Origin of the sequence: Salaquimonas pukyongi (assembly GCF_001953055.1) — a bacterium.
In the GTDB taxonomy this organism is placed as follows: domain Bacteria; phylum Pseudomonadota; class Alphaproteobacteria; order Rhizobiales; family Rhizobiaceae; genus Salaquimonas; species Salaquimonas pukyongi.
The window spans coordinates 349338-368940 of sequence record NZ_CP019044.1 but is presented as its reverse complement, the minus strand read 5'-3'; the positions used below and the strand labels follow the sequence as shown (position 1 = coordinate 368940).

Genomic DNA, 19603 nt, shown 5'->3' with positions numbered 1-19603 from the left:
AATCTGCTGGACTTCAGATGGACAAGCGCAGCCGTGGCCAATGGGCCATATGGCCCTCAGCGGTGTCCGCCGGGGAATCAGCGCGGCGGGATTGAATAGGTGGCGGTTGCCTGGGCCACCATGGCGTCGCTGCCCGGGCCGTAAATGTGAATTTCACACACTGCCAGCCGTTTTCCCAGCTTCACCAACCGGCCATGAGCCTCGAGCGCGCCGGGCTCGGGCTTGCTCAGAAAGTTGATCGACAGGTTGGTGGTGACGGCAAGCGCCACCTTGCCGATATGGGCCAGAATCAACAGATAGGCGGTAATGTCAGCAAGGGCGAACATGGTGGGACCGGAAACCGTTCCACCGGGGCGGATGTGGGCTTCATCCGTTTGCATGGTAACTGCAATGCCACCGGGACGGACTTCCTTGACTTGCCAGTTATAGACATCTGCCTCGCTGAAAACCTCGCGGACATAGGCCGTCACTTCCTCAGCACTCAAAACCGGTTCAATCACTTGCTGCTCCCCAAATTTCCAGCTTTCCTCAATTGCGCAACGATTGGGCAAAACCGGCGGCCTTTTTCAACCTGGCACGGTCGATGCCGGTGTCAAATCCCTTTTCCTCCACCAGTTCGATCACCCGCATGGTATCGACATTGCCGGCAGCGCCCGGCGCATAGGGACAACCGCCCAGCCCTCCGGCACTGGAATCAAAGGTTCGAAGACCGCGGTCCAGGCTAACGGCAATATTGTCCAGCGCCCGGCCTTTCGTGTCGTGGTAGTGGCCCGCAAGCCGCTCAGCCGGCATTTCCTGAAGCACCGCATCCAGCATGGCATCTATGGTTTCCGGTGTGCCGTGGCCAATGGTTTCGCCAAGAGAAACCTCATAACACCCGGCATCGCGCAGATAGGCCACCGAACGGGCCACCATGGCCGGTGGCGTCGGCCCGTCAAACGGGCAGTCGGTCACGCAGGAGACATAGCCGCGCACCGGCATGCCATCGGCTTGTGCCGCTTTGACAATGGGGGCAAAGCGCTCAAGGGATTCAGCGATGGTCGCGTTCACATTGGCCCTGGAAAATCCTTCGGAAGCGGATGCAAAAATGGCCACCTCGTCGGCTTTGGCCGCCTTCGCCGCCTCATAGCCTTTCAGATTGGGGGTAAGCACCGCATAGGATATGCCCGGCTTGCGGGTTATCCCCGCCATCACCTCGGCGTTGTCGGCCATTTGCGGCACCCATTTGGGCGAGACAAACGCCGTCACCTCGATTTTTGTGAAGCCGCAATCCGACAGAAGGTCGACGAGGCGGATCTTTTCTTCTGCCGGAATGAGGCGCTTTTCATTCTGCAATCCGTCGCGAGGCCCGACTTCGAATAGTGTGACTCTTTCTTTCATTGGGAAATTTTCTTTCAACAAACAGGTTCCGGCGGCAGGTCGTAAAAATCCCTGTGATAGATTGCGGGCTTTTCCGGCAGGCTTTTTTTGAAGGCTGGCCGGCTCGACAGACGGTGGTAGTAACCAGCAAGGTGCGGCAAGGCGGAAAGCGGTGTAAAAAAGCCCGCGATGTGAACCGAATAGCCCATATTGGTATCGACCGCAGAAAACCCGCTTTCAAGCAGGTAGTCGCGCCCATCGGAAAGGTGGGAATCAAGCACCTCCAGCGCTTTTTCCAGCCGCCGCCTTTCCAGCTTCATCAGCAGAGGCGAGCGATCCTTGTCTTCATGGATGACGATGTGCTGCTGGGTGAGCGTCGCACCGTGAACGGCAACGGTTTCCGCATAATGCAACCATTGCAGCCATTGCGGGCGCTCCGCACTGCCGGGTGGGCAGGCAAACCCCTTTTCCGGGTATTTTTCAACGAGATATTCCGTGATCGCACCGGTTTCGAACAATGTCAGCCCGCCATCCTGCAGACAGGGTACCCGGCCAAGGGGTGGATTGCCAGATAGTCCGGGTCCCGCAATTCCTTGCCGAAAGGATAGACCTTCAGCTTAAAATCAAGCGCCATTTCATGCAGCAGCCACAGGGTGCGCAGGGAGCGCGATTCGTGGCAGTGGTGCAGGGTGATCACGTTACTTCTCCCCGTCTTCGGCCTTAAGGGAAATCAGCACGGTCCCGTCCACCACCTGGTCGCCCTCGGTGACATTGACGGCGGCCAGAATGCCATCGCGCGGGGCGGAAAGCACATGCTCCATCTTCATCGCTTCCAGCACCAGAAGCGGATCGTCCCTGGCAATCTTTTGCCCGGGCTTTGCTGAAAGCTTTTTCACCAGGCCCGGCATCGGGGCAATAATGGCATCGGCGCCGGCTTCTTCGCCTTTAGTTGCCTCCAGCAGATCCGGCAAGGTGAATTCATACGTCTCGTCTCCAAGAAAAACCGCGAGATGGCCAGGCAATTTTGCAAAGCCGGGCGCGATTTCCTTTCCATCAAAAATTATCTGCATTCTGTTTGCCGGAAGATCGGCGAAAAGCAGCTTCGCCTGCCATGCCGCACCGGATGCCACATCCAGGTTGCGGCATGACCAGGCAATGCCATCTTCCGTTTCAAGCGCCATGGCAAGGCGTTCCCCATTCCACTCCAGATGGATGATTTCGGTTCGCTGACCCCAGAGGGAAAACGCACCGAGCGCATCAAACGGCTCATCCGGCGCTCCTGCAGCCGGCTGCATTGCAAGAAATAAGGCTGCACTAACAATTGCTTGTTCATCATTGCCTGATGGAGGCACCAGGGTTTCCAGATCGCGTTCGATCAGCCCTGTATCGACTTTTCCTTTCGAGAGTTCCTCATGGAGGCAAAGCGCGGAGAGAAACGCCTTGTTGGTCACCGTTCCGGCAACCTGCGTATGCCGCAGCGCAGCATGCAGCATCTGGAGCGCGTCGCTTCTATTATTTCCCTTAGAAATTATTTTCGCGATCATGGGATCATAAAAGGGGGAAATAACGCTTCCCTGCTCGACGCCGGTCTCGATGCGGGCATTGTTGGCAAAGGACAGATGGTGCAGTGTTCCGATGGCCGGCAGGAAGCCCTTTGCGGCATCTTCGGCATAAAGCCGCGCCTCGAAGGCATGGCCTTCCAGCTGGATATCCTTTTGTTCCAGGGGAAGCAATTCGCCGGCTGCAGCCCGCAACTGCCATTCCACCAGATCGACACCGGTCACCTCCTCGGTCACCGGATGCTCGACCTGCAGGCGGGTGTTCATTTCCATGAACCAGAAGCCGTCCGGTTTAAGGCCCTTCGACCCGTCGACGATGAACTCAATGGTACCGGCGCCGGAATAATCGATGGCTTTTGCCGCGGTGACGGCTGCCGAGGTCATGGCGGCGCGCATTTCCTGCGTCATGCCGGGGGCAGGTGCTTCCTCGATCACCTTTTGATGGCGGCGCTGAAGGGAGCAATCGCGCTCGTACAGGTGCACCACATTGCCGTGGTTGTCGCCGAAAACCTGCACCTCGATGTGGCGCGGCGCGGCGATGTATTTTTCAATCAGAACACGGCCATCGCCGAAGCTGGCCTCGCCTTCGCGCTGGGCGCCTTCGAGTGAGGCGGCGAAATCCTTGGGATCATCGACCTTGCGCATGCCCTTGCCGCCACCGCCGGCACGCGCCTTGATCAACACCGGATAGCCGATCTTGTCCGCTTCACCGGCCAGAAACTCCGGTTCCTGCCGCTCGCCGTGATAGCCGGGCACCACAGGTACGCCGGCCTTTTCCATCAGCGCCTTGGCAGCGTCCTTGAGCCCCATGGCGCGGATTGATCTTGCCGAAGGGCCGATGAAGACCAGACCCGCCTTTTCCACTGCCTCGACGAAATCCGGGTTTTCGGAAAGAAAGCCATAGCCCGGGTGGATGGCCTCAGCCCCGGTTGCCAGCGCTGCGTTGATGATGCGGTCGGCAAGCAGATATGGCTCCCGGCCGGTCTTTTCGTCACGCGGGCCGATGGGGACGGCCTCATCCGCCATGCGAACATGCAGGGCCGGACCGTGTTCGCCATCGGCATCGGAATAGATGGCAACTGTCTCTACGCCCATGCGGCTGGCAGTGTGGATGACACGGCAGGCAATCTCACCGCGATTGGCTATCAGGATTTTCGAGAACATCGGTCAGACCTCAATGCGTGTGGTGAGAATTTTGAGACTTGCGCCCCCAAAGAGCGCCGCGAAGGCCAGGTCGAACCAGCGGCGCAAACGCCCGTATCCGGCAGCTATCGGCTGCCAGGAGAACAAGATGGCGTAGCCAAGGAAAACCACCATGGAGGCGGTAATGAGCATGAAAAAGAGCGCGGCCACCTGGTCACCTCCGGCGCCCGCAGGCAGCGCGATGGCATAGATCGATCCCCAGGAGAGGATCGCCTTGGGGTTCGTCAAGTGCAGCAGCAACCCTTTGACAAACAGGTTGCGGGCCTTGACCTTCACCGTTTCCGCAATCTGCGGCGGATGCATCGCGCTCTTTACCGATTTCAGGGCAAGAAACAGCAGATAGGCCGCCCCCAGATAGCGCACCAGTTCGAACAGCCAGGCATGGGCCAGCATTACCGCGCCAATGCCGAGCGCTGCGGCAATGCCCCAGCCTGCCGAACCGGCAACGATGCCCGCGGCGATGGTGAGGCCGGGCCTGCGGCCATGCTGCATGGAGGTCGCGGAAATGGCAAGCGTAGCCGGGCCAGGGCTTCCGCCGGCAATCATCCAGGCCAGAATGATCAAAATCGTTCCGTAAACGGTCATCACATCACATCCTGAATACGCCGAATTTTGTATCTTCAATGGGCGCATTTAGCGCCGCCGAGAGTGAAAGCGCCAGCACCTGCCGCGTCTTGCGCGGGTCGATAATGCCATCATCCCACAACCGCGCGGAAGCATAGAGCGGATGGGACTGCTCCTCGAACATGTCGAGGGTCGGCTGCTTGAAGGCGGCTTCCTCTTCCGCCGACCAGTTGCCGCCCTTGCGCTCGATCGAATCGCGCTTGACGGTGGCCAGCACGCCGGCAGCCTGTTCGCCGCCCATGACTGAGATGCGCGAATTGGGCCAGGTCCACAAAAAGCGCGGAGAATAGGCACGGCCCGCCATGCCGTAATTGCCGGCACCGAAGGAGCCGCCCACCAGAAAGGTGAACTTCGGCACGCTGGTTGTCGCAACCGCGGTGACCAGTTTTGCACCGTCCTTGGCGATGCCACCCTGTTCGTATTTTTTGCCGACCATGAAGCCGGTAATATTCTGCAGGAACACCAGCGGAATTTTGCGCTGGGAACAAAGTTCGACGAAATGGGCTGCCTTCACCGAGCTTTCAGAAAACAGCACGCCATTGTTGGCGATGATGCCGATGGGCATGCCCATGACATGAGCAAAACCGCAGACCAGCGTGGTGCCATAGCGGGCCTTGAACTCATCGAAGCGCGAGCCGTCGACCAGCCGCGCAATCACTTCGCGAATGTCATAGGGCGTTTTCAGGTCGCCGGGCACCACACCGAGAATTTCATCGGGGTCATAGGCCGGGTCCTCCGGCGCGATGCAGTCGAGTTGCCGCGGCTTTGTGGTATTGAGATTGGCGACGATACGCCTCGCCTGCGCCAGGGCGTTGCTGTCATTATCCGCAAGATGGTCGGCGACACCGGAAAGCCGGGTGTGAACATCGCCGCCGCCCAGTTCCTCCGGCTCAACCACTTCGCCGGTCGCCGCCTTGACCAGTGGGGGGCCTGCAAGAAAGATCGTGCCCTGTTCCCTGACGATGATCGCCTCATCGCTCATGGCCGGAACATAGGCGCCGCCCGCCGTGCAGGAACCCATGACGACAGCAATCTGGGCAATCCCCTGGGCTGACAGGTTTGCCTGATTGAAGAAAATCCGCCCAAAGTGGTTTTTGTCGGCAAAGCCTTCGGCCTGATTGGGGAGGTTGGCCCCGCCGCTGTCGACCAGATAGATGCAGGGCAGACGGTTTTCGGTGGCAATCTCCTGGGCGCGCAAGTGTTTCTTGACGGTCATCGGATAATAGGTGCCGCCCTTTACCGTCGCATCGTTGCAAACGACCATCACTTCGCGGCCCTCCACCCGGCCAATGCCTGCAATCATGCTGGCACAGGGAGAAGCCCCATCATACATGCCATGCGCTGCCGTCGCGCCGATTTCCAGAAACGGGGTTCCAGGATCGAGCAGTGCCTGAACGCGATCACGCGGCAGCAGTTTTCCGCGGGAAACATGCCGCTCCCGTGAAGCTTCGCCGCCGCCTGCGCGCGCGGCAAGCGCAGCTTCCTCAACTGTCTTAAGCGCTTCAAGATTGGCCTTGCGATTGGCGCGGTAAGCGTCGGAAGTAACGGAGATACCGGATTTCAGGATAGCCATGGTCAGGCGCTTTCGTGGTTTTCTTTTGTATGGGATTTAGCGGTTTCAGCAGTGGCGCGGGCCCGCAGTTCCTTGCGGATGATCTTGCCGGTTACCGTCATGGGCAAAGCGTCGAGAAACTCGATCTCGCGGGGGTATTCGTAGGCTGCCAAGCTGGTCTTGACGTGTTCCTGCAAGCCCGCGGTGAGCGTCACAGACGGCGCAAAGCCGTCCTTCAGCACAACATAGGCCTTGACGATTTCAGTGCGTTCAGGGTCCGGCTTGCCAACAACCCCTGCCTGGGCAACCGCCTCGTGGGTGATCAGGCAGTCCTCGATTTCTGCCGGGCCGATGCGGTACCCCGCCGAAGTGATGACGTCATCGTCCCGGCCAACGAAACGAATGAAACCGTCTTCCACAATGCCCCGGTCCCCTGTCAGCAACCAGCGCCTGCCATCGGATGCAGTACGGAACTTGTCCTTCGTGGCAGCGGGGTTGTTCCAGTACTCAAGCATCATCACCGGCGTTCCCTCGGCAATGGCGATGTCACCCTCGCCCGAAGCCGGATTTCCAGCTTCATCGATGACCGAAACTTCATGACCCGGTACGGGCCTGCCAATGGCACCAGGCTGCGGCTCGAACAGCCGTGCACAGGAAGAGATCACCATGTTGCATTCGGTCTGGCCGTAGAACTCGTTGATGGTGACGCCGAGCGCCTTTCTGCCCCAGGCCAGCATTTCGGCCCCAAGGGGTTCGCCGCCGCAGGCAACCGTGCGCAGGCCGGGCAGCTGTGTATTTGCCGCCTTGAGAAATCTCAGCGCGGTGGGGGGAAAGAATACATTTTTAATGCCACCCTTTTTGATGATGTCGCTGCAGCCTTCGGCTGAGAACTTCTCCATGCGGGAGGCAACGACCGGCACACCGTGATGAAGACCCGGCATCAGCACGTCCAGCAACCCGCCGATCCACGCCCAGTCAGCCGGTGTCCACAGGCAATCACCATCTTCCGGCAACAGATCGTGGCTCGTTTCCACGCCCGGCAGATGGCCAAGCAATACCCGATGGGCATGCAGCGCCCCTTTGGGGGCGCCAGTGGTGCCGGAGGTATAGATCAAAAGTGCCGGATCATTGACAGCCGTATCGAGCGCCTGCATCGGCGCGCTTTCCGGCAGCGGCGTCTTCTCCGGCGCGATAATGTGAGCAAGGTTTGGCAGTTGGGGCTGAAGCGCGGCTATTGCCGGTGCGCCTTCCGGATCGGTAATCACCGCATTTGCGGCGCTGTCGGCAAGGCGGGACAGCAATGCCTGCTCACCGAACAGTTTGAACAGGGGCATGGAAACCGCGCCGATCTTCCATACTGCAATATGGGCGGCTGCCGTCCAGACCGACTGGGTGCGGTAGACGCCGACACGGTCGCCCCGGCCAATGCCGAGAGACACCAAATGGCGCGCCAGCCTGTCAGCCAGCCCACGCAGGTCACCAAACGTGACATCGCGGCGCTTCCCGCCGGTCAGATCGATGATCGCGGTCCGATCCGGCTCGCTGTCTGCCCATTTATCGCAAACATCGGCCCCCATGTTGTAGCGCTCCGGCACTTCCCAGCGGAAGCGGGCGCTAAGCTCTTCATAGGTTTGGGCGGACGGGAGCATCAAGCACATACCCCACGATTGACGATATCATTTTTTGATATTACACTACTACTTGTTCCGTTAAGGGTATTTCCAATCCAATGAGGTGGTGCCAGCTGCTTCGTTCCATTCAAAGGAATGCCCCGCATGAACGCGAAGTACGAAAAGACCCTTTCAAGGATTTTTGCCAGGCCGACGGCATCGGACATCAAATGGCGGGACGTTGAGAGGATGTTCCGTTCTCTGGGCGCGACAATTGAAGAACGGGCCGGCTCGCGGGTGGTTGTAAAGTTGAACAACGAAGTCCAGGTGTTCCACCGCCCCCATCCACGGCCCGAGATGAAGAAGGGTGCCGTTGAGGCAGTGCGGCGATTTCTGGAAAATGCAGGTATAAAATGATCCGATCCTACAAGGGATATGTACCGGAAATCTGGTATGAGCACGATGACAAGGCGTTCCATGCCATTGCGCAGGGAATTCGCAGCGTCATTCACGCTGAAGCATCGACACTGGAAGAAATTCAGAAGGAATTTGAGCTTAGCGTCGATACCTATCTTGAGTATTGTCGAGAAGAGGGTATCGAGCCTCAAAAACCGAAATCCGGCAATATTGCCGTTCGCATTGCGCCCGAGGTTCATGAGATGGTTGCCGACGCTGCAAATGCCGACGCCAAATCGATTAATCAGTGGATTGCCGAAGTTCTCAAGGAGGCGGCTGAAAAACGGCTCTCTGAGCGCTCGATCAAGATTCGTATCCGCTAAGAGCATTCCTACCGGTCCCTGAGATATTCCAGCTGGTCGGCAAGCACGAAATACTGGCGCGCCGTCTCGCCCATCAGGCAGGAGAGATAGGCCGGGCCCGCGCCCGTACCACCGCCCCACTGCACGGCTTCGTGCTCGCAAAGCGCATCGCGATAGGTAATCCAGGCGCGCTGCATTTCCTTCAGCGCGGGAAGTTTCTTCGGGGCATTCCAGCCACCAGCCTCCGCCTCCTCATCATCGCTGCGCTCTCGCTTGGAAAGATCACGATAGACCTCGTTCAGGCGGGCATCCCACCATGCCAGTTCCTTGTCCAGGCAGGCGCCCATGCCGACGGTGGAACTGCCTCCCTCATTTGCATCCATGCAATGATTGGCCGCATCGCCGGCGCATGACAGACGGTTTGCGCCTTCCTTGCCTGCAAGGCAGGCCTCAATGCGCTCCGGCTCAAACAGAAAGTCATCGGATTGGGAAAGGGCCAGGCCGGAACCTGAGAAAAACATCATTCCGGCGGCCATTGCAGCCATGCATATCCGGTGATTGGTTTTACGTGTCATGCCCTGTGCCCCGGATTGGCAAAGTCGAAACGACAGCCTTCCAGGCCTCACGATTATTGCCGTGATTGGGGATGCCATTGGCATCGCTGATCATCCTGGCAAGGTGCATGAGATTCCAGGTCATGATGGTTGTGTTGCGCTGGGTAAAATCATTGTCGAATCCGGCCCTTGAGCCATCCTCCAATTCATCGCCATAGGATGGGCCGGGGCCTGCTTCACCGATCCAGCCGCAATCGGCCTGCGGCGGTATGGTGCATCCCAGATGGTTAAGCGCAAACGCCAGCGTCATCGCCGCGTGTTTGACGCCGTCCTCGTTGCCGGTCACCACACAACCGCCCACCTTATTGTAAAAAATGCTCTGCCCCGGTTGTTCAGCAAACCGCTCATGGCATAAAGCCTCTCGATCAGAACCCGGCAGATCGAGCTTTCCTCACCCAGCCACAAGGGTGTGCCAATCACGATGATGTCGGCGGCATCGACGCTTGTCCAGATTTCAGGCCATTCGTCGGAGTTGGCACCGTGCTCTGTCATGTCGGGATAAATGCCGAATGCCACATCCCTGGAAGCCATGTGCACATGCTCCACTTCAACGGCGTTCCTTTCCAAGATTTCGCCAACCACGTTAAGAAGCAGCTTTGTGTGGCTTTCTTCCGGATTTGTCTTCAGGGAAGTATTGAAAAGTATCGCCCGCAGCCCATCGAAGCTGCTCGGGGAATTCTCGCACAATGCCGATTGTATCTCGTTCAATGCCATAGTCCATCTTCTCCCGTTATTTGGTGCCGGAAACCCTACCTCATTGCTTTCATCAGTTCGCGGCCGACAAGCATGCGGCGGATTTCCGACGTGCCGGCACCGATTTCCATCAGCTTGGCATCGCGAAGAATGCGGGAGACCGGGCTGTCGTCAAGATAGCCGGCACCGCCCATGGCCTGCACCGCCTGTACGGCCTGGTTCATCGCCTGCTCGGACGCATACAACACACAGGCAGCGGCATCCTGGCGGGTCACCTCGCCCCGATCGCAAGCCCCGGCAACCGCATAGACATAGGCACGGGCAGAATTCATCGCCGCATACATGTCGGCGATCTTTCCCTGCATAAGCTGGAAGTTGCCGATCGGCTCGCCAAACTGTTTGCGCTCGCAAAGATACGGCATGACGTGGTCGAGGCAGGCATGCATGACGCCAATGCCGATGCCGGACAGAACGACACGCTCGTAGTCGAGACCAGACATCAGAACATTGACGCCCTTGCCCTCTTCACCCAGCACGTTGTCGAAGGGCACTTCCACATCCTCGAAGATCAGTTCGCCAGTGTTGGAGCCGCGCATGCCCAGCTTGTGAAAAGGTTCGGAGGTTGAAAACCCTGTCATCGACTTCTCGATGATGAAAGCGGTAATGCCGCGCGAACCGGCTTCAGGATCGGTTTTGGCATAGACCACCAGCGTGTCTGCATCCGGCCCGTTGGTAATCCAGTATTTGGTGCCGTTAAGGCGATAGTGATCGTTGCGCTTTTCAGCACGCAGCTTCATGGAAACCACATCGGACCCTGCCGATGCCTCCGACATGGCCAGTGCCCCGACATGCTCTCCGGAGATGAGGCCAGGCAGGTAGCGCTGCTTCTGCTCCTGGCTGCCGTTCAAACGGATCTGGTTGACGCAGAGATTGGAGTGGGCGCCATAAGATAGCGAGACGGAAGCAGAAGCGCGGGCAAGCTCTTCCACGACCACCGTATGCGCCAGATAGCCCATGCCTGCGCCGCCATATTCTTCCTCCACGGTAACACCGAGCAGGCCGAGTTCTCCCATCTCCTTCCACAGCTCGGGTGGAAATGTGTTCGTTTGGTCGATTTCCGCTGCCCTTGGCGCCAGGCGGTCCTGGGCCCACTTGTGGGTCATTTCGCGCAATGCCTCGACTTCATCGCCCAGCGCGAAATTCATGCTCGCATAAAACATGGCTCCTCCGTTCAGCCGGCATCCTGCCGGCAGTCAGACGCCTTGAAGCGCCGGTTGTTGCACCCTGCCGGCTTGCGGAGCCACAACGTGCCCCAGACTGCCCAGCACCATCTTCACATAGATTTCCTCGATCTCAACCGCCTTCAGCCGGCCGCCGGAGCGAAACCAGGTATTGACCCCGGTCAGCATGGCAATCACCGCCATGGCGGCCACGGGAATATCGGCAACGGCGAAAACCCGCTTTGCGGCACCGATTTGTATTATTTTCCGTAAGAAACCCTCATAGACACGGCGCAATTCCTCGATGCGCTCAAAGCCATCGCGCTCCAGATTGCGCAACTCCATGTAGGAGATGAAGACAGCATCCTGCCGCTCAAGGTGATAGCGGATGTGAAAGCGCACAAACCCGATCAGTGCCTCAACGGGATCGGAGAAGGTATGGCTTCTGCCCTCCCAGGCCGCGATCAGATCGACCATGTGGGTTTCCAGCAGATCAACGAGAATGGCTTGCTTGGTCGGGAAATGATTATACAGCGCACCGGCCTGCAGGCCCACCTCAGCGGCGATCTCCCGCATGGAGACGGCGGCATAGCCCTTGTCCGCAAAGAGCCGCAGGGCAGCCTCGCGCACCCGTAACGCAGTCTCCTCACCCCGTGATCCCGCTGTTCTCGCCAAGATCGAGCCTCCAGCCTCAATAAATGAACGTTTGTTTATTTAATCATGGCGGCAGCGAGCTGTAAAGTGCCATGATGGTTGTTCAGGAGCTTGGAGCTGTCATATTGTAAACATCACCTCCGGGCAGCAAGAATTAAGGTTACGTTAACCATGATTGTTAACGTTTCATCGAAAACCGGAAGCCGGGACAAGGGAAAGCAGATGGGCCCACACACTCGCCAAACCGCCCTTCATTCAATGCCAAAGACACTACAGGCCGGTTTGCTGGCCTTGTCGCTGTTTGGGTTGATGGCCGCAACCTCCCAGGCCGCCAATGTAAGAGGGTTTGCCAACGCACAGGCAATTCAGTGGCGCGGCGGTGTGGTTCAGGTCGACACGGTGATGCCGTTTTACAAGCGCAACGGCTATCGCGGCATCTGGACCAGCGCCAATGGCCTGACCCGGGGCGGCCAGGAACTGGTTGGCGTACTGGAAAATGCGTGGCTCGATGGTCTTGATGCGCTGGACTATATCGGCGGCATGCCGGGCAGCGCATACAAGCTGCGCGGCGATGAACTTGCCGGTCTTGAACTGTTTCTGTCCTCTGCTGCGGTACGCTTTGCCCGTGACATGTATGGCGGGCGAACCACTCCCGCTGTCTCGGAGCCGGACATCGTCATTCCGCGCAAGAAGCTCGATACCATCGCACTGCTTGCATCGATGGAGAAAAACGGGCCGCAAACGGTGCTCGACAGACTGCGCCCGACACATCCGCAATATCATGCTTTGCGCAAGGCGTTGCTGAAAACACCAAACCCGGGCGTGCAGCGAAAGATTATCGTCAACATGGAACGCTGGCGCTGGCTGCCGCGCAAGCTTGGCGATGTGCATGTCTTCGTCAATACCGCCGCTTTCCTGATGTATACGCGGCACAACGGAAGGGATATCGATCGCCGGCGGGTCATCGTCGGCAAGAAATATCACAAGACACCGATGTTTTCCGACAACATAAAATATTCGGAATTCAATCCCACCTGGACCGTGACGCCTTCCATCGCCGGCAATGAAATGCTGCCAAAGCTGCGCAAGGACCCGAACTACCTCAAGAAAAAGGGGTATCATCTTTACGCCAGCTGGAAGGCCGATGCGCCGCGCATGAATGCCACCCAGATCGACTGGCAGTCCGTCAGCGGCAAGCGCTTTCCCTTCAAGATCGTTCAACCGGCCGGGCCCGCCAATGCGCTCGGTCAGGTGAAATTCCTGTTCCCCAACAAGTTCAACGTCTATCTGCATGACACCGCGAACCGGAAGCTGTTTGAGCAATCGAACCGGGCGCTCTCCCATGGCTGCATCCGGGTTCATGAGCCGCTGGCCTTTGCGCAGCTGCTCTACAAGCTGGACGGCAATCCGGCCGCTTCGAAAATCGGCCAGCTCGTGGCGTCCAAACAGACCAAGGGCGTCAATTTCAAGCGACCCATTCCCGTTCATCTGACCTATTTCACCGCCTGGGTGAAGAATGGAAAACTGCAGACTTTCGATGACATTTACGGCCGCGACCGGCTGGTCGGCAATATTCTGTTCGGACGAGTATAGGTCATGAATTGGGCGGCATATGATTGACCGCGGCACCGCTCCGGCTTAAGACCCGGCAGGAAGCCAATACCCTGCCGGAAGCCGTTCGTGACCACCAGCCTGACCCTCCGCAAACCCGATGACTGGCATCTGCATCTGCGTGATGGCGCGATGCTGGAAGGGGTTATTGGGTATTCTTCGCGCCAATTTTGCCGGGCGATCATCATGCCCAATCTGGTGCCGCCGGTCGTTACCACTGCAGATGCCGTCGCTTACCGCGAGCGCATTCTCGCCGCCAAGCCAAGGGCCGATTTCTTCAATCCCCTGATGACGCTCTATCTGACGGAAGAAACCGATCCGAACGATGTTGCGGCGGGATATGGCGACAACATCGTGACCGCTGTCAAACTCTACCCGGCCGGGGCTACCACAAATTCTGCAAGCGGCGTCAAGGACATCGTGAAAGTCTATCCGGTGCTGGAAAAAATGGCGGCGATCGGTATGCCGCTGTGTGTCCATGGCGAGGTCACCGATCCGGATGTGGATATCTTCGATCGCGAAGCCGTGTTCATCGAAACGGTGCTCGACCCGCTACGGCAGAAAATTTCAGGCCTGAAAGTGGTCATGGAACATGTCACCACGCGGCAGGGCGTTGATTACGTGCGTTCACAGGAAGAAAACCTGGCTGCGACGATCACCACCCATCATCTGATCATCAACCGCAACGCCATCCTCGCAGGCGGCATCCGGCCGCACTATTACTGCCTGCCGGTCGCCAAGCGGGAGGAGCACCGCCAGGCGCTGGTTCAGGCGGCAAGTTCCGGCGACAAACGGTTTTTCCTCGGCACGGACTCTGCCCCACACAGTGACCCCAACAAGGAAACGGCCTGCGGCTGTGCCGGCATTTTCACCGCTCCGAACACGCTTTCCTGTCTTGCCCACGTGTTCGAGCAGGAAGCAGCGCTCGACAGGCTGGAGGCCTTCGTTTCGCTCAACGGACCGGCCTTTTACGGGCTTCAACCCAATGAAGAAACCATCACGCTGGTAAAACACAGCGAGCCGGTAACATATCCGCAAAAAATTCACACCGGTGACGGCGATGTCACCGTATTTGATCCCACCTTCCCGCTTTACTGGGACGTTCAGTAAGGAAGCACGATGAGCCGAACTGTTTATGTTAATGGCGAATACTTTCCCGAGGAAGACGCCAAGATCTCCGTTTTCGACCGCGGGTTTCTTTTTGCCGATGGTGTGTATGAAGTCTGCTCGGTGACCGGCGGTAAGCTGATCGACAACCAGGCTCATCTGGAGCGCCTTCAGCGTTCGCTTGACGAACTGAAGATGGATGCGCCCTGCACGCTTGAGGAAATGGGAGCCATCCAGACCGAGATGCTGAAACGCAACGAACTGACCGAAGGATTGCTCTATCTGCAGGTAACGCGCGGAGCAGCGGAACGGGATTTCAACTTTCCGCCAGAAGCCAAGCCGTCGCTCGTCATGTTCACCCAGGCAAAGAAAGTGACCGAAAATCCCGTTGCCGAAAAAGGCCTTTCGGTGATCACCCTGCCGGATCTGAGATGGCACCGCCGCGACATCAAGACCGTCCAGCTTCTCTATCCTTCCATGTGCAAGGAGGAAGCGAAGGCCAAGGGCGCTGATGACGCCTGGCTGGTAGAGGATGGTCAGATAACCGAAGGAACCTCCAACAATGCCTGGATCGTGCTCGAAAACGGTACGCTGGTGACGCGGCAATTGTCGAATGACATACTGCACGGCATCACCCGGCGTGCGGTGATGCGCTTTGCGCGCGAACGCCAGATCAAGGTTGAGGAGCGCCCGTTTACCGTGGAAGAGGCACAAGGTGCCAAAGAGGCCTTTGTTACATCGGCCTCGGCTTTCGTCATGCCGGTCGTCTCGATAGATGGAAAGCCGGTGGGCAGTGGCGCAGTGGGTGAAACGGTAAAGGGTTTGCGGAAAATCTATCTCGAAGAAGCCGGCAAGCTGTAACCGCCGGAGCACAAACACCGCTTCGCCGTATCTTTGCGGCAGACAGATGACGGTCCCAGACTATTTTTGTGCCGGCAATCTGTTTACCTTTCTGCAGTTCAACAGGTCAGGCAGCGATGTTTCTTTCCGTATTCGACATCTACAAGATCGGTATTGGCCCTTCCAGTTCCCACACGATGGGGCCGATGAGTGCCGCTGCTCGCTTTCTTGAGGAAATCAGGAATGGCGACTGGCCGCGCCCGCAGGGTGCCACAGTGGAGCATGTCCAGTGCTCGCTGCACGGCTCGCTTGCCTATACCGGTGTCGGGCATGCAACCGATCGTGCGGTAATCCTCGGGCTGGCCGGTGAATTGCCGGATACGGTCGACCCTGATCAGATGGATGACATCATCGAACAGGTGAAGCGGGACAAGCAGGTTCGCCCGGCCGGCCATGCTGCCTATCGTTTCGATCCTGCAGCCGACCTCATCATGGATCGCAAGACACCGCTCATGGGCCATGCCAACGGGATGCAGTTCAAGGCCTATGCCGCCGGTGACCAGTTGTTGCTGCGGCGGGTCTATTACTCCATTGGCGGGGGTTTCGTGGTGGATGAAGCGGAACTGGAAGCGATGAAAACCGCGAAGCAGGCGCCTGTCGAATCAGGCGTTCCCTATCCCTTCCGCAATGCGAAGGAAATGCTGGAAATGGCCGAAAAATCGGGCCTTTCGATAGCCGCCATGAAGCGGGCAAACGAGGAAACGCATTATTCGCCGGAGGAGCTTGATTACAAGCTCGATCTGATCTGGAGTGCCATGGACCGCTGTGTCGACCGCGGCATCTCGCAGACCGGCATCATGCCGGGCGGCCTGAAGGTGCGCCGCCGCGCCAAGGACATCCACGACAAGCTGCAGCAAGAGTGGCAGTCAAACCGCCGCAATCCGCTGCTCGCCAATGACTGGCTGGCGGTCTATGCGATGGCGGTCAACGAGGAAAATGCGGCAGGCGGCAAGGTGGTCACCTCTCCGACCAACGGCGCGGCGGGCGTCGTGCCGGCGGTGCTGCGATATTATCTTCATTTTCACGAAGATGCCGATGCCAAGGGCATTCGCGACTTCATGCTGGCATCTGCTGCCGTCGGCGGCATCATCAAGCACAATGCCTCGATTTCCGGTGCCGAGGTCGGCTGCCAGGGGGAAGTGGGCTCTGCTTCGGCCATGGCGGCTGCCGGCCTTGCGCAGGTGCTGGGCGGCACACCGGAACAGGTTGAAAACGCCGCAGAGATCGCGCTCGAACACCACCTCGGCATGACCTGCGACCCCGTGGGCGGGCTGGTGCAGGTCCCCTGTATTGAGCGGAACGCGCTTGGCGCTGTAAAGGCGGTTACCGCCGCTTCCCTGGCCCTGAAGGGCGACGGCAAGCATTTCGTACCGCTCGATGCCTGTATCGAGACCATGCGCCAGACCGGCATCGACATGAACGAGCGCTACAAGGAAACCTCCGAAGGCGGGCTGGCCGTCAATGTGGTGGAGTGCTGAGCCAGATTGCTGCCGTGCCGGTTGACTTGGCCCCTCACGCCGTGCTGGCTTGATGCCGATTTCCTGTCTCTTGTCCGGCGGCTCTCCACCCATGTCCGTTACCCTTGCCGATATTCATGAAGCCCGCAAAACGATTGCGGGAACAGCCCTGCGCACCCCGCTGGTTCCATCAATCTATATGAGCGGAATTGCCGGACACGAATTTCTGCTGAAGCTGGAAAATACCCAGCCGATGGGCGCCTTCAAGCTGCGCGGCGCTGCCAGTGCCGTGCTGCGCCTGCCACCAGATACGCCCGGCGTTACCTGCTGCTCGACCGGAAACCATGGACGGGGCGTGGCCTTTGCCGCGAGAAAACGCGGCATTACGGCGGTTATCTGCATGTCCTCTCTGGTGCCGCAAACAAAGGTCGACGGTATCAAGGCGCTGGGAGCAGAGGTCCGCATCATCGGCAAATCCCAGGATGAGGCCTTGGCGGAAAGCCAGCGCCTTGCAGCCGAGGAAGGCTATGTTGAAATCTCTCCGTTTGACGATGCTCACGTCATCGCCGGTCAGGGCACGATCGGACTGGAGCTGATGGAAGATCGCCCGGACCTGATCACGATCCTGGTGCCGCTTTCAGGCGGCGGGCTGGCAGCTGGCATTGCCGTTGCCGCCAAGGCGATCAGGCCTGACATTCGCATCATCGGCATTTCCATGGACCGGGGCGCCGCCATGCACGCCTCGATGCAGGCAGGAAAGCCGGTGGAGGTTGAGGAAGTTGTGAGCCTCGCCGATTCCCTAGGCGGCGGGATCGGCGCCAAAAACAGGCTCTCCTTTCCCCTTTGCAATGCTTTGCTGGATGAGGTGGTGCTGGTGAGGGAGGAGGAAATCTACCAGGCCATGCAGGCGCTGTACTTCGAAGACCGGATTGTTGCTGAAGGCGCAAGCGTGGTCGGTCTTGCCGCCGTACTGTCGGGGAAGGTCAAGCCGGCGGGCGCGGCAGCCACCATCGTTACCGGGCGCAATGTGGACATGGGCGTGTTTACCGACATCATCAGCGGGCGGGATGTGAAACTTGGCGGCATGAACATCCATGGGCGCCCCTGGCGGCAGGCCTAAGCCGGAGTGGGTGGCGGAAAGGAGGATTGAATGGCCAGCGAGATACTGATCGTAACGGAGGCCGAACTGCGCCAAACCGTCCATCTTGATGAAACGGCGATCGCCGTTGTCGAGGAAGCCTTTGTGGCACTGGCAGGCGGCAATGTGGTCATGCCGCCCATCCTATCCATGGAGCTGGCCGAAGCCAATGGCGAGGTTGATGTGAAGACCGCTTACATTCCCGGCTTTGAGGGGTTCGCGATCAAGGTATCGCCCGGCTTTTTCGACAATCCGAAGCTCGGCCTTGCCAGCCTGAACGGTTTGATGATCCTGTTTTCCGCCAAGACCGGACTGGTTCAGGCGCTGTTTCTCGACAACGGGTATTTGACCGATATCCGCACGGCGGCAGCCGGTGCGGTGGCTGCCCGCCATCTTGCGCCCGAGCGGGTGGAAACTGCCGGTGTCATGGGAACGGGTGTTCAGGCACGGCTGCAGATGCAGGCGGCTCATCTGGTGCGGCCGTTCGAAAGGCTGCTTGTGTGGGGGCGCGATCAGGCAAAGGCGGAACACTGTGCCAAGGAGCTGGCGGAATTGCTCGGCATTGATGTCCGCGCCGAAACCAATCCGGAAAAACTGGTTGCGCGAAGCCAGTTGGTGGTGACCACGACACCGGCGCGCGAACCTGTGCTAAAATCGCAATGGCTTCACCCCGGCCTGCATGTGACCGCCATGGGCTCCGATCAGGCCGGAAAGAACGAAATCGATCCCAAGGCAATTTTTGAAGCTGATCTTTATGTTGCCGACCGGGTGAGCCAGACGGAACTGCTGGGCGAGTTGCGCAGCGCCATCGAGGCCGGGTTCTGGAAGAAAGACACCCCGCCGGAACTGGGCGCCATTGCCAGCGGCGCTGTGGCCGGGCGGCGCAGCGAGGACGACATCACCATTTGCGACCTGACCGGCACCGGAGCACAGGACACGGCCATCGCCACGCATGTTTATTTTCTGCTCAAGGACAGCGATGCAGGCACCAGGATCGAGGCATAGATGAAGAAACTCGATGCGCTTGACCTGAAAATCCTGCAGGTGCTGAGCACGGAGGGCCGCATATCCAAGGCGGCATTGGCCGAACGCGTCGGCCTGTCGGCGAGCCCCTGCTGGGAGCGGCTCAAACGGCTGGAACAGGCCGGCGTCATTGAGGGTTACAATGCCCGCATCAGCCTGAAGAAGCTTGGGCCCCATGTGACCGTCTTCGTGGCTGCGGAGCTTGCCGACCACACAGCAGCTTCGTTCCGCACCTTCGAAACCAGCATCAAGCGTTATGATGAGATCACCGCGTGCTGGGCCCTGGGCGGCGGTTATGATTACCTGCTGCAGATCGTGACCAGAGACATTGACAGCTATCAGCGGCTGATCGACGAGATGCTGGATGCAGGGGTGGGACTGGCCCGGTACTTCACCTATGTGGTCACAAAGCCGGTCAAGGGGCATGGCGCACCGCCACTGGATGTACTGCTGGGAGAGCAATAACCGGCAAGGCGGCGAATTGTCTGCAGGCACGGTAATCTGCAGAAGAATCTTCTGCC

General features: G+C 58.8%; 22 protein-coding genes. 9 read left to right on the top strand and 13 right to left on the bottom strand.

The window, feature by feature from the left end; all coding sequences use genetic code 11:
- Positions 1 to 77: 77 nt before the first annotated feature.
- The 8 genes from BVL55_RS01885 to BVL55_RS01855 are packed head-to-tail and all read right to left on the bottom strand — an operon-like array spanning position 78 to position 7946.
- Entirely contained in the window at positions 78 to 497 is a 420-nt protein-coding gene (locus BVL55_RS01885) for a hotdog domain-containing protein (RefSeq protein WP_075997819.1), read from the bottom strand.
- 31 nt (positions 498 to 528) lie between these two features.
- A complete protein-coding gene (locus BVL55_RS01880; protein ID WP_075995482.1) occupies positions 529 to 1380 on the bottom strand; it encodes a hydroxymethylglutaryl-CoA lyase in 852 nt (283 codons plus the stop codon).
- 14 nt (positions 1381 to 1394) lie between these two features.
- Positions 1395 to 1898 (bottom strand): glutathione S-transferase family protein, encoded by a 504-nt coding sequence (locus tag BVL55_RS01875; protein WP_342098036.1) that lies wholly within the window; start codon positions 1896 to 1898, stop codon positions 1395 to 1397.
- A complete protein-coding gene (locus BVL55_RS17250) occupies positions 1880 to 2056 on the bottom strand; it encodes a thioredoxin domain-containing protein (RefSeq protein ID WP_342097861.1) in 177 nt (58 codons plus the stop codon). The genes BVL55_RS01875 and BVL55_RS17250 overlap by 19 nt, the downstream gene beginning before the upstream one ends.
- Position 2057: 1 nt before the next feature.
- Positions 2058 to 4082: an acetyl/propionyl/methylcrotonyl-CoA carboxylase subunit alpha gene (locus BVL55_RS01870; protein WP_075995481.1), complete on the bottom strand. Its 2025-nt coding sequence runs from the start codon at positions 4080 to 4082 to the stop codon at positions 2058 to 2060.
- Positions 4083 to 4085: 3 nt separating this feature from the next.
- Positions 4086 to 4706: a LysE family translocator gene (locus BVL55_RS01865; RefSeq protein ID WP_075995480.1), complete on the bottom strand. Its 621-nt coding sequence runs from the start codon at positions 4704 to 4706 to the stop codon at positions 4086 to 4088.
- A gap of 4 nt (positions 4707 to 4710) precedes the next feature.
- Positions 4711 to 6318, bottom strand: coding sequence for a carboxyl transferase domain-containing protein (locus BVL55_RS01860; RefSeq protein ID WP_075995479.1), 1608 nt, complete (start codon positions 6316 to 6318; stop codon positions 4711 to 4713).
- A gap of 2 nt (positions 6319 to 6320) precedes the next feature.
- On the bottom strand, positions 6321 to 7946 hold the full coding sequence (locus tag BVL55_RS01855) for an AMP-binding protein (RefSeq protein ID WP_075997818.1): 1626 nt from the start codon (positions 7944 to 7946) through the stop codon (positions 6321 to 6323).
- A gap of 126 nt (positions 7947 to 8072) precedes the next feature.
- Here BVL55_RS01855 and BVL55_RS01850 point away from each other — a divergent pair, with 126 nt between their 5' ends.
- Positions 8073 to 8324, top strand: a complete 252-nt coding sequence (locus BVL55_RS01850) for a type II toxin-antitoxin system HicA family toxin (protein ID WP_075997817.1) — start codon at positions 8073 to 8075, stop codon at positions 8322 to 8324.
- Positions 8321 to 8686 (top strand): type II toxin-antitoxin system HicB family antitoxin, encoded by a 366-nt coding sequence (locus BVL55_RS01845; protein WP_075995478.1) that lies wholly within the window; start codon positions 8321 to 8323, stop codon positions 8684 to 8686. Before BVL55_RS01850 ends, BVL55_RS01845 begins: the two co-directional genes overlap by 4 nt.
- Before the next feature lie 8 nt (positions 8687 to 8694).
- Here BVL55_RS01845 and BVL55_RS01840 read toward each other — a convergent pair whose 3' ends face one another.
- Genes BVL55_RS01840 through BVL55_RS01825 form a run of 5 tightly spaced genes read right to left on the bottom strand, consistent with a single transcriptional unit; the run spans position 8695 to position 11867 of the window.
- Entirely contained in the window at positions 8695 to 9240 is a 546-nt protein-coding gene (locus tag BVL55_RS01840; RefSeq protein WP_083649308.1) for a lysozyme inhibitor LprI family protein, read from the bottom strand.
- Positions 9230 to 9565, bottom strand: coding sequence for a hypothetical protein (locus BVL55_RS16930; protein WP_244530564.1), 336 nt, complete (start codon positions 9563 to 9565; stop codon positions 9230 to 9232). Before BVL55_RS16930 ends, BVL55_RS01840 begins: the two co-directional genes overlap by 11 nt.
- Positions 9562 to 9987: a flavodoxin family protein gene (locus BVL55_RS16925; RefSeq protein WP_244530563.1), complete on the bottom strand. Its 426-nt coding sequence runs from the start codon at positions 9985 to 9987 to the stop codon at positions 9562 to 9564. Before BVL55_RS16925 ends, BVL55_RS16930 begins: the two co-directional genes overlap by 4 nt.
- A 41-nt stretch (positions 9988 to 10028) precedes the next feature.
- Positions 10029 to 11192, bottom strand: coding sequence for an isovaleryl-CoA dehydrogenase (locus BVL55_RS01830; RefSeq protein WP_075995476.1), 1164 nt, complete (start codon positions 11190 to 11192; stop codon positions 10029 to 10031).
- A 33-nt stretch (positions 11193 to 11225) separates the two neighbouring features.
- Positions 11226 to 11867: a TetR/AcrR family transcriptional regulator gene (locus BVL55_RS01825; protein WP_075995475.1), complete on the bottom strand. Its 642-nt coding sequence runs from the start codon at positions 11865 to 11867 to the stop codon at positions 11226 to 11228.
- A 237-nt stretch (positions 11868 to 12104) separates the two neighbouring features.
- Between BVL55_RS01825 and BVL55_RS01820 the strand changes: the two genes are divergently transcribed.
- The 7 genes from BVL55_RS01820 to BVL55_RS01790 all read left to right on the top strand — a co-directional run bounded on the left by BVL55_RS01820 (position 12105) and on the right by BVL55_RS01790 (position 19547).
- Positions 12105 to 13439, top strand: a complete 1335-nt coding sequence (locus BVL55_RS01820; RefSeq protein WP_205410830.1) for a L,D-transpeptidase family protein — start codon at positions 12105 to 12107, stop codon at positions 13437 to 13439.
- Between the two features lie 150 nt (positions 13440 to 13589).
- A complete protein-coding gene (gene pyrC / locus BVL55_RS01815; protein WP_244530607.1) occupies positions 13590 to 14567 on the top strand; it encodes a dihydroorotase in 978 nt (325 codons plus the stop codon).
- Between the two features lie 9 nt (positions 14568 to 14576).
- The gene (locus BVL55_RS01810) at positions 14577 to 15425 is read left to right on the top strand and encodes a D-amino-acid transaminase (RefSeq protein WP_075995472.1); all 849 of its coding nucleotides are present in this window, start codon (positions 14577 to 14579) and stop codon (positions 15423 to 15425) included.
- 116 nt (positions 15426 to 15541) lie between these two features.
- Entirely contained in the window at positions 15542 to 16942 is a 1401-nt protein-coding gene (locus tag BVL55_RS01805) for an L-serine ammonia-lyase (protein ID WP_075995471.1), read from the top strand.
- A gap of 91 nt (positions 16943 to 17033) precedes the next feature.
- Complete coding sequence (gene eutB, locus BVL55_RS01800) at positions 17034 to 18041, top strand: hydroxyectoine utilization dehydratase EutB (RefSeq protein ID WP_075995470.1); 1008 nt, start codon at positions 17034 to 17036, stop codon at positions 18039 to 18041.
- 30 nt (positions 18042 to 18071) lie between these two features.
- Positions 18072 to 19064 carry a cyclodeaminase gene (locus BVL55_RS01795; protein ID WP_075995469.1) on the top strand — a complete coding sequence of 331 codons (993 nt, stop codon included), beginning with the start codon at positions 18072 to 18074 and terminating at the stop codon, positions 19062 to 19064.
- Complete coding sequence (locus BVL55_RS01790; protein ID WP_075995468.1) at positions 19065 to 19547, top strand: Lrp/AsnC family transcriptional regulator; 483 nt, start codon at positions 19065 to 19067, stop codon at positions 19545 to 19547.
- The last annotated feature ends 56 nt before the right edge of the window (positions 19548 to 19603 follow it).

Bases quoted from the DNA above. Each gene is read 5' to 3' on its own strand.
- BVL55_RS01880 (WP_075995482.1), bottom strand. From the start codon at position 1,380: ATGAAAGAAAGAGTCACACTATTCGAAGTCGGGCCTCGCGACGGATTG.
- BVL55_RS01870 (WP_075995481.1), bottom strand. From the start codon at position 4,082: ATGTTCTCGAAAATCCTGATAGCCAATCGCGGTGAGATTGCCTGCCGT.
- BVL55_RS01865 (WP_075995480.1), bottom strand. From the start codon at position 4,706: ATGACCGTTTACGGAACGATTTTGATCATTCTGGCCTGGATGATTGCC.
- BVL55_RS01860 (WP_075995479.1), bottom strand. From the start codon at position 6,318: ATGGCTATCCTGAAATCCGGTATCTCCGTTACTTCCGACGCTTACCGC.
- BVL55_RS01855 (WP_075997818.1), bottom strand. From the start codon at position 7,946: ATGCTCCCGTCCGCCCAAACCTATGAAGAGCTTAGCGCCCGCTTCCGC.
- BVL55_RS01850 (WP_075997817.1), top strand. From the start codon at position 8,073: ATGAACGCGAAGTACGAAAAGACCCTTTCAAGGATTTTTGCCAGGCCG.
- BVL55_RS01845 (WP_075995478.1), top strand. From the start codon at position 8,321: ATGATCCGATCCTACAAGGGATATGTACCGGAAATCTGGTATGAGCAC.
- BVL55_RS01840 (WP_083649308.1), bottom strand. From the start codon at position 9,240: ATGACACGTAAAACCAATCACCGGATATGCATGGCTGCAATGGCCGCC.
- BVL55_RS01830 (WP_075995476.1), bottom strand. From the start codon at position 11,192: ATGTTTTATGCGAGCATGAATTTCGCGCTGGGCGATGAAGTCGAGGCA.
- BVL55_RS01820 (WP_205410830.1), top strand. From the start codon at position 12,105: ATGCCAAAGACACTACAGGCCGGTTTGCTGGCCTTGTCGCTGTTTGGG.
- pyrC (WP_244530607.1), top strand. From the start codon at position 13,590: ATGCTGGAAGGGGTTATTGGGTATTCTTCGCGCCAATTTTGCCGGGCG.
- BVL55_RS01810 (WP_075995472.1), top strand. From the start codon at position 14,577: ATGAGCCGAACTGTTTATGTTAATGGCGAATACTTTCCCGAGGAAGAC.
- BVL55_RS01805 (WP_075995471.1), top strand. From the start codon at position 15,542: ATGTTTCTTTCCGTATTCGACATCTACAAGATCGGTATTGGCCCTTCC.
- eutB (WP_075995470.1), top strand. From the start codon at position 17,034: ATGTCCGTTACCCTTGCCGATATTCATGAAGCCCGCAAAACGATTGCG.
- BVL55_RS01795 (WP_075995469.1), top strand. From the start codon at position 18,072: ATGGCCAGCGAGATACTGATCGTAACGGAGGCCGAACTGCGCCAAACC.
- BVL55_RS01790 (WP_075995468.1), top strand. From the start codon at position 19,065: ATGAAGAAACTCGATGCGCTTGACCTGAAAATCCTGCAGGTGCTGAGC.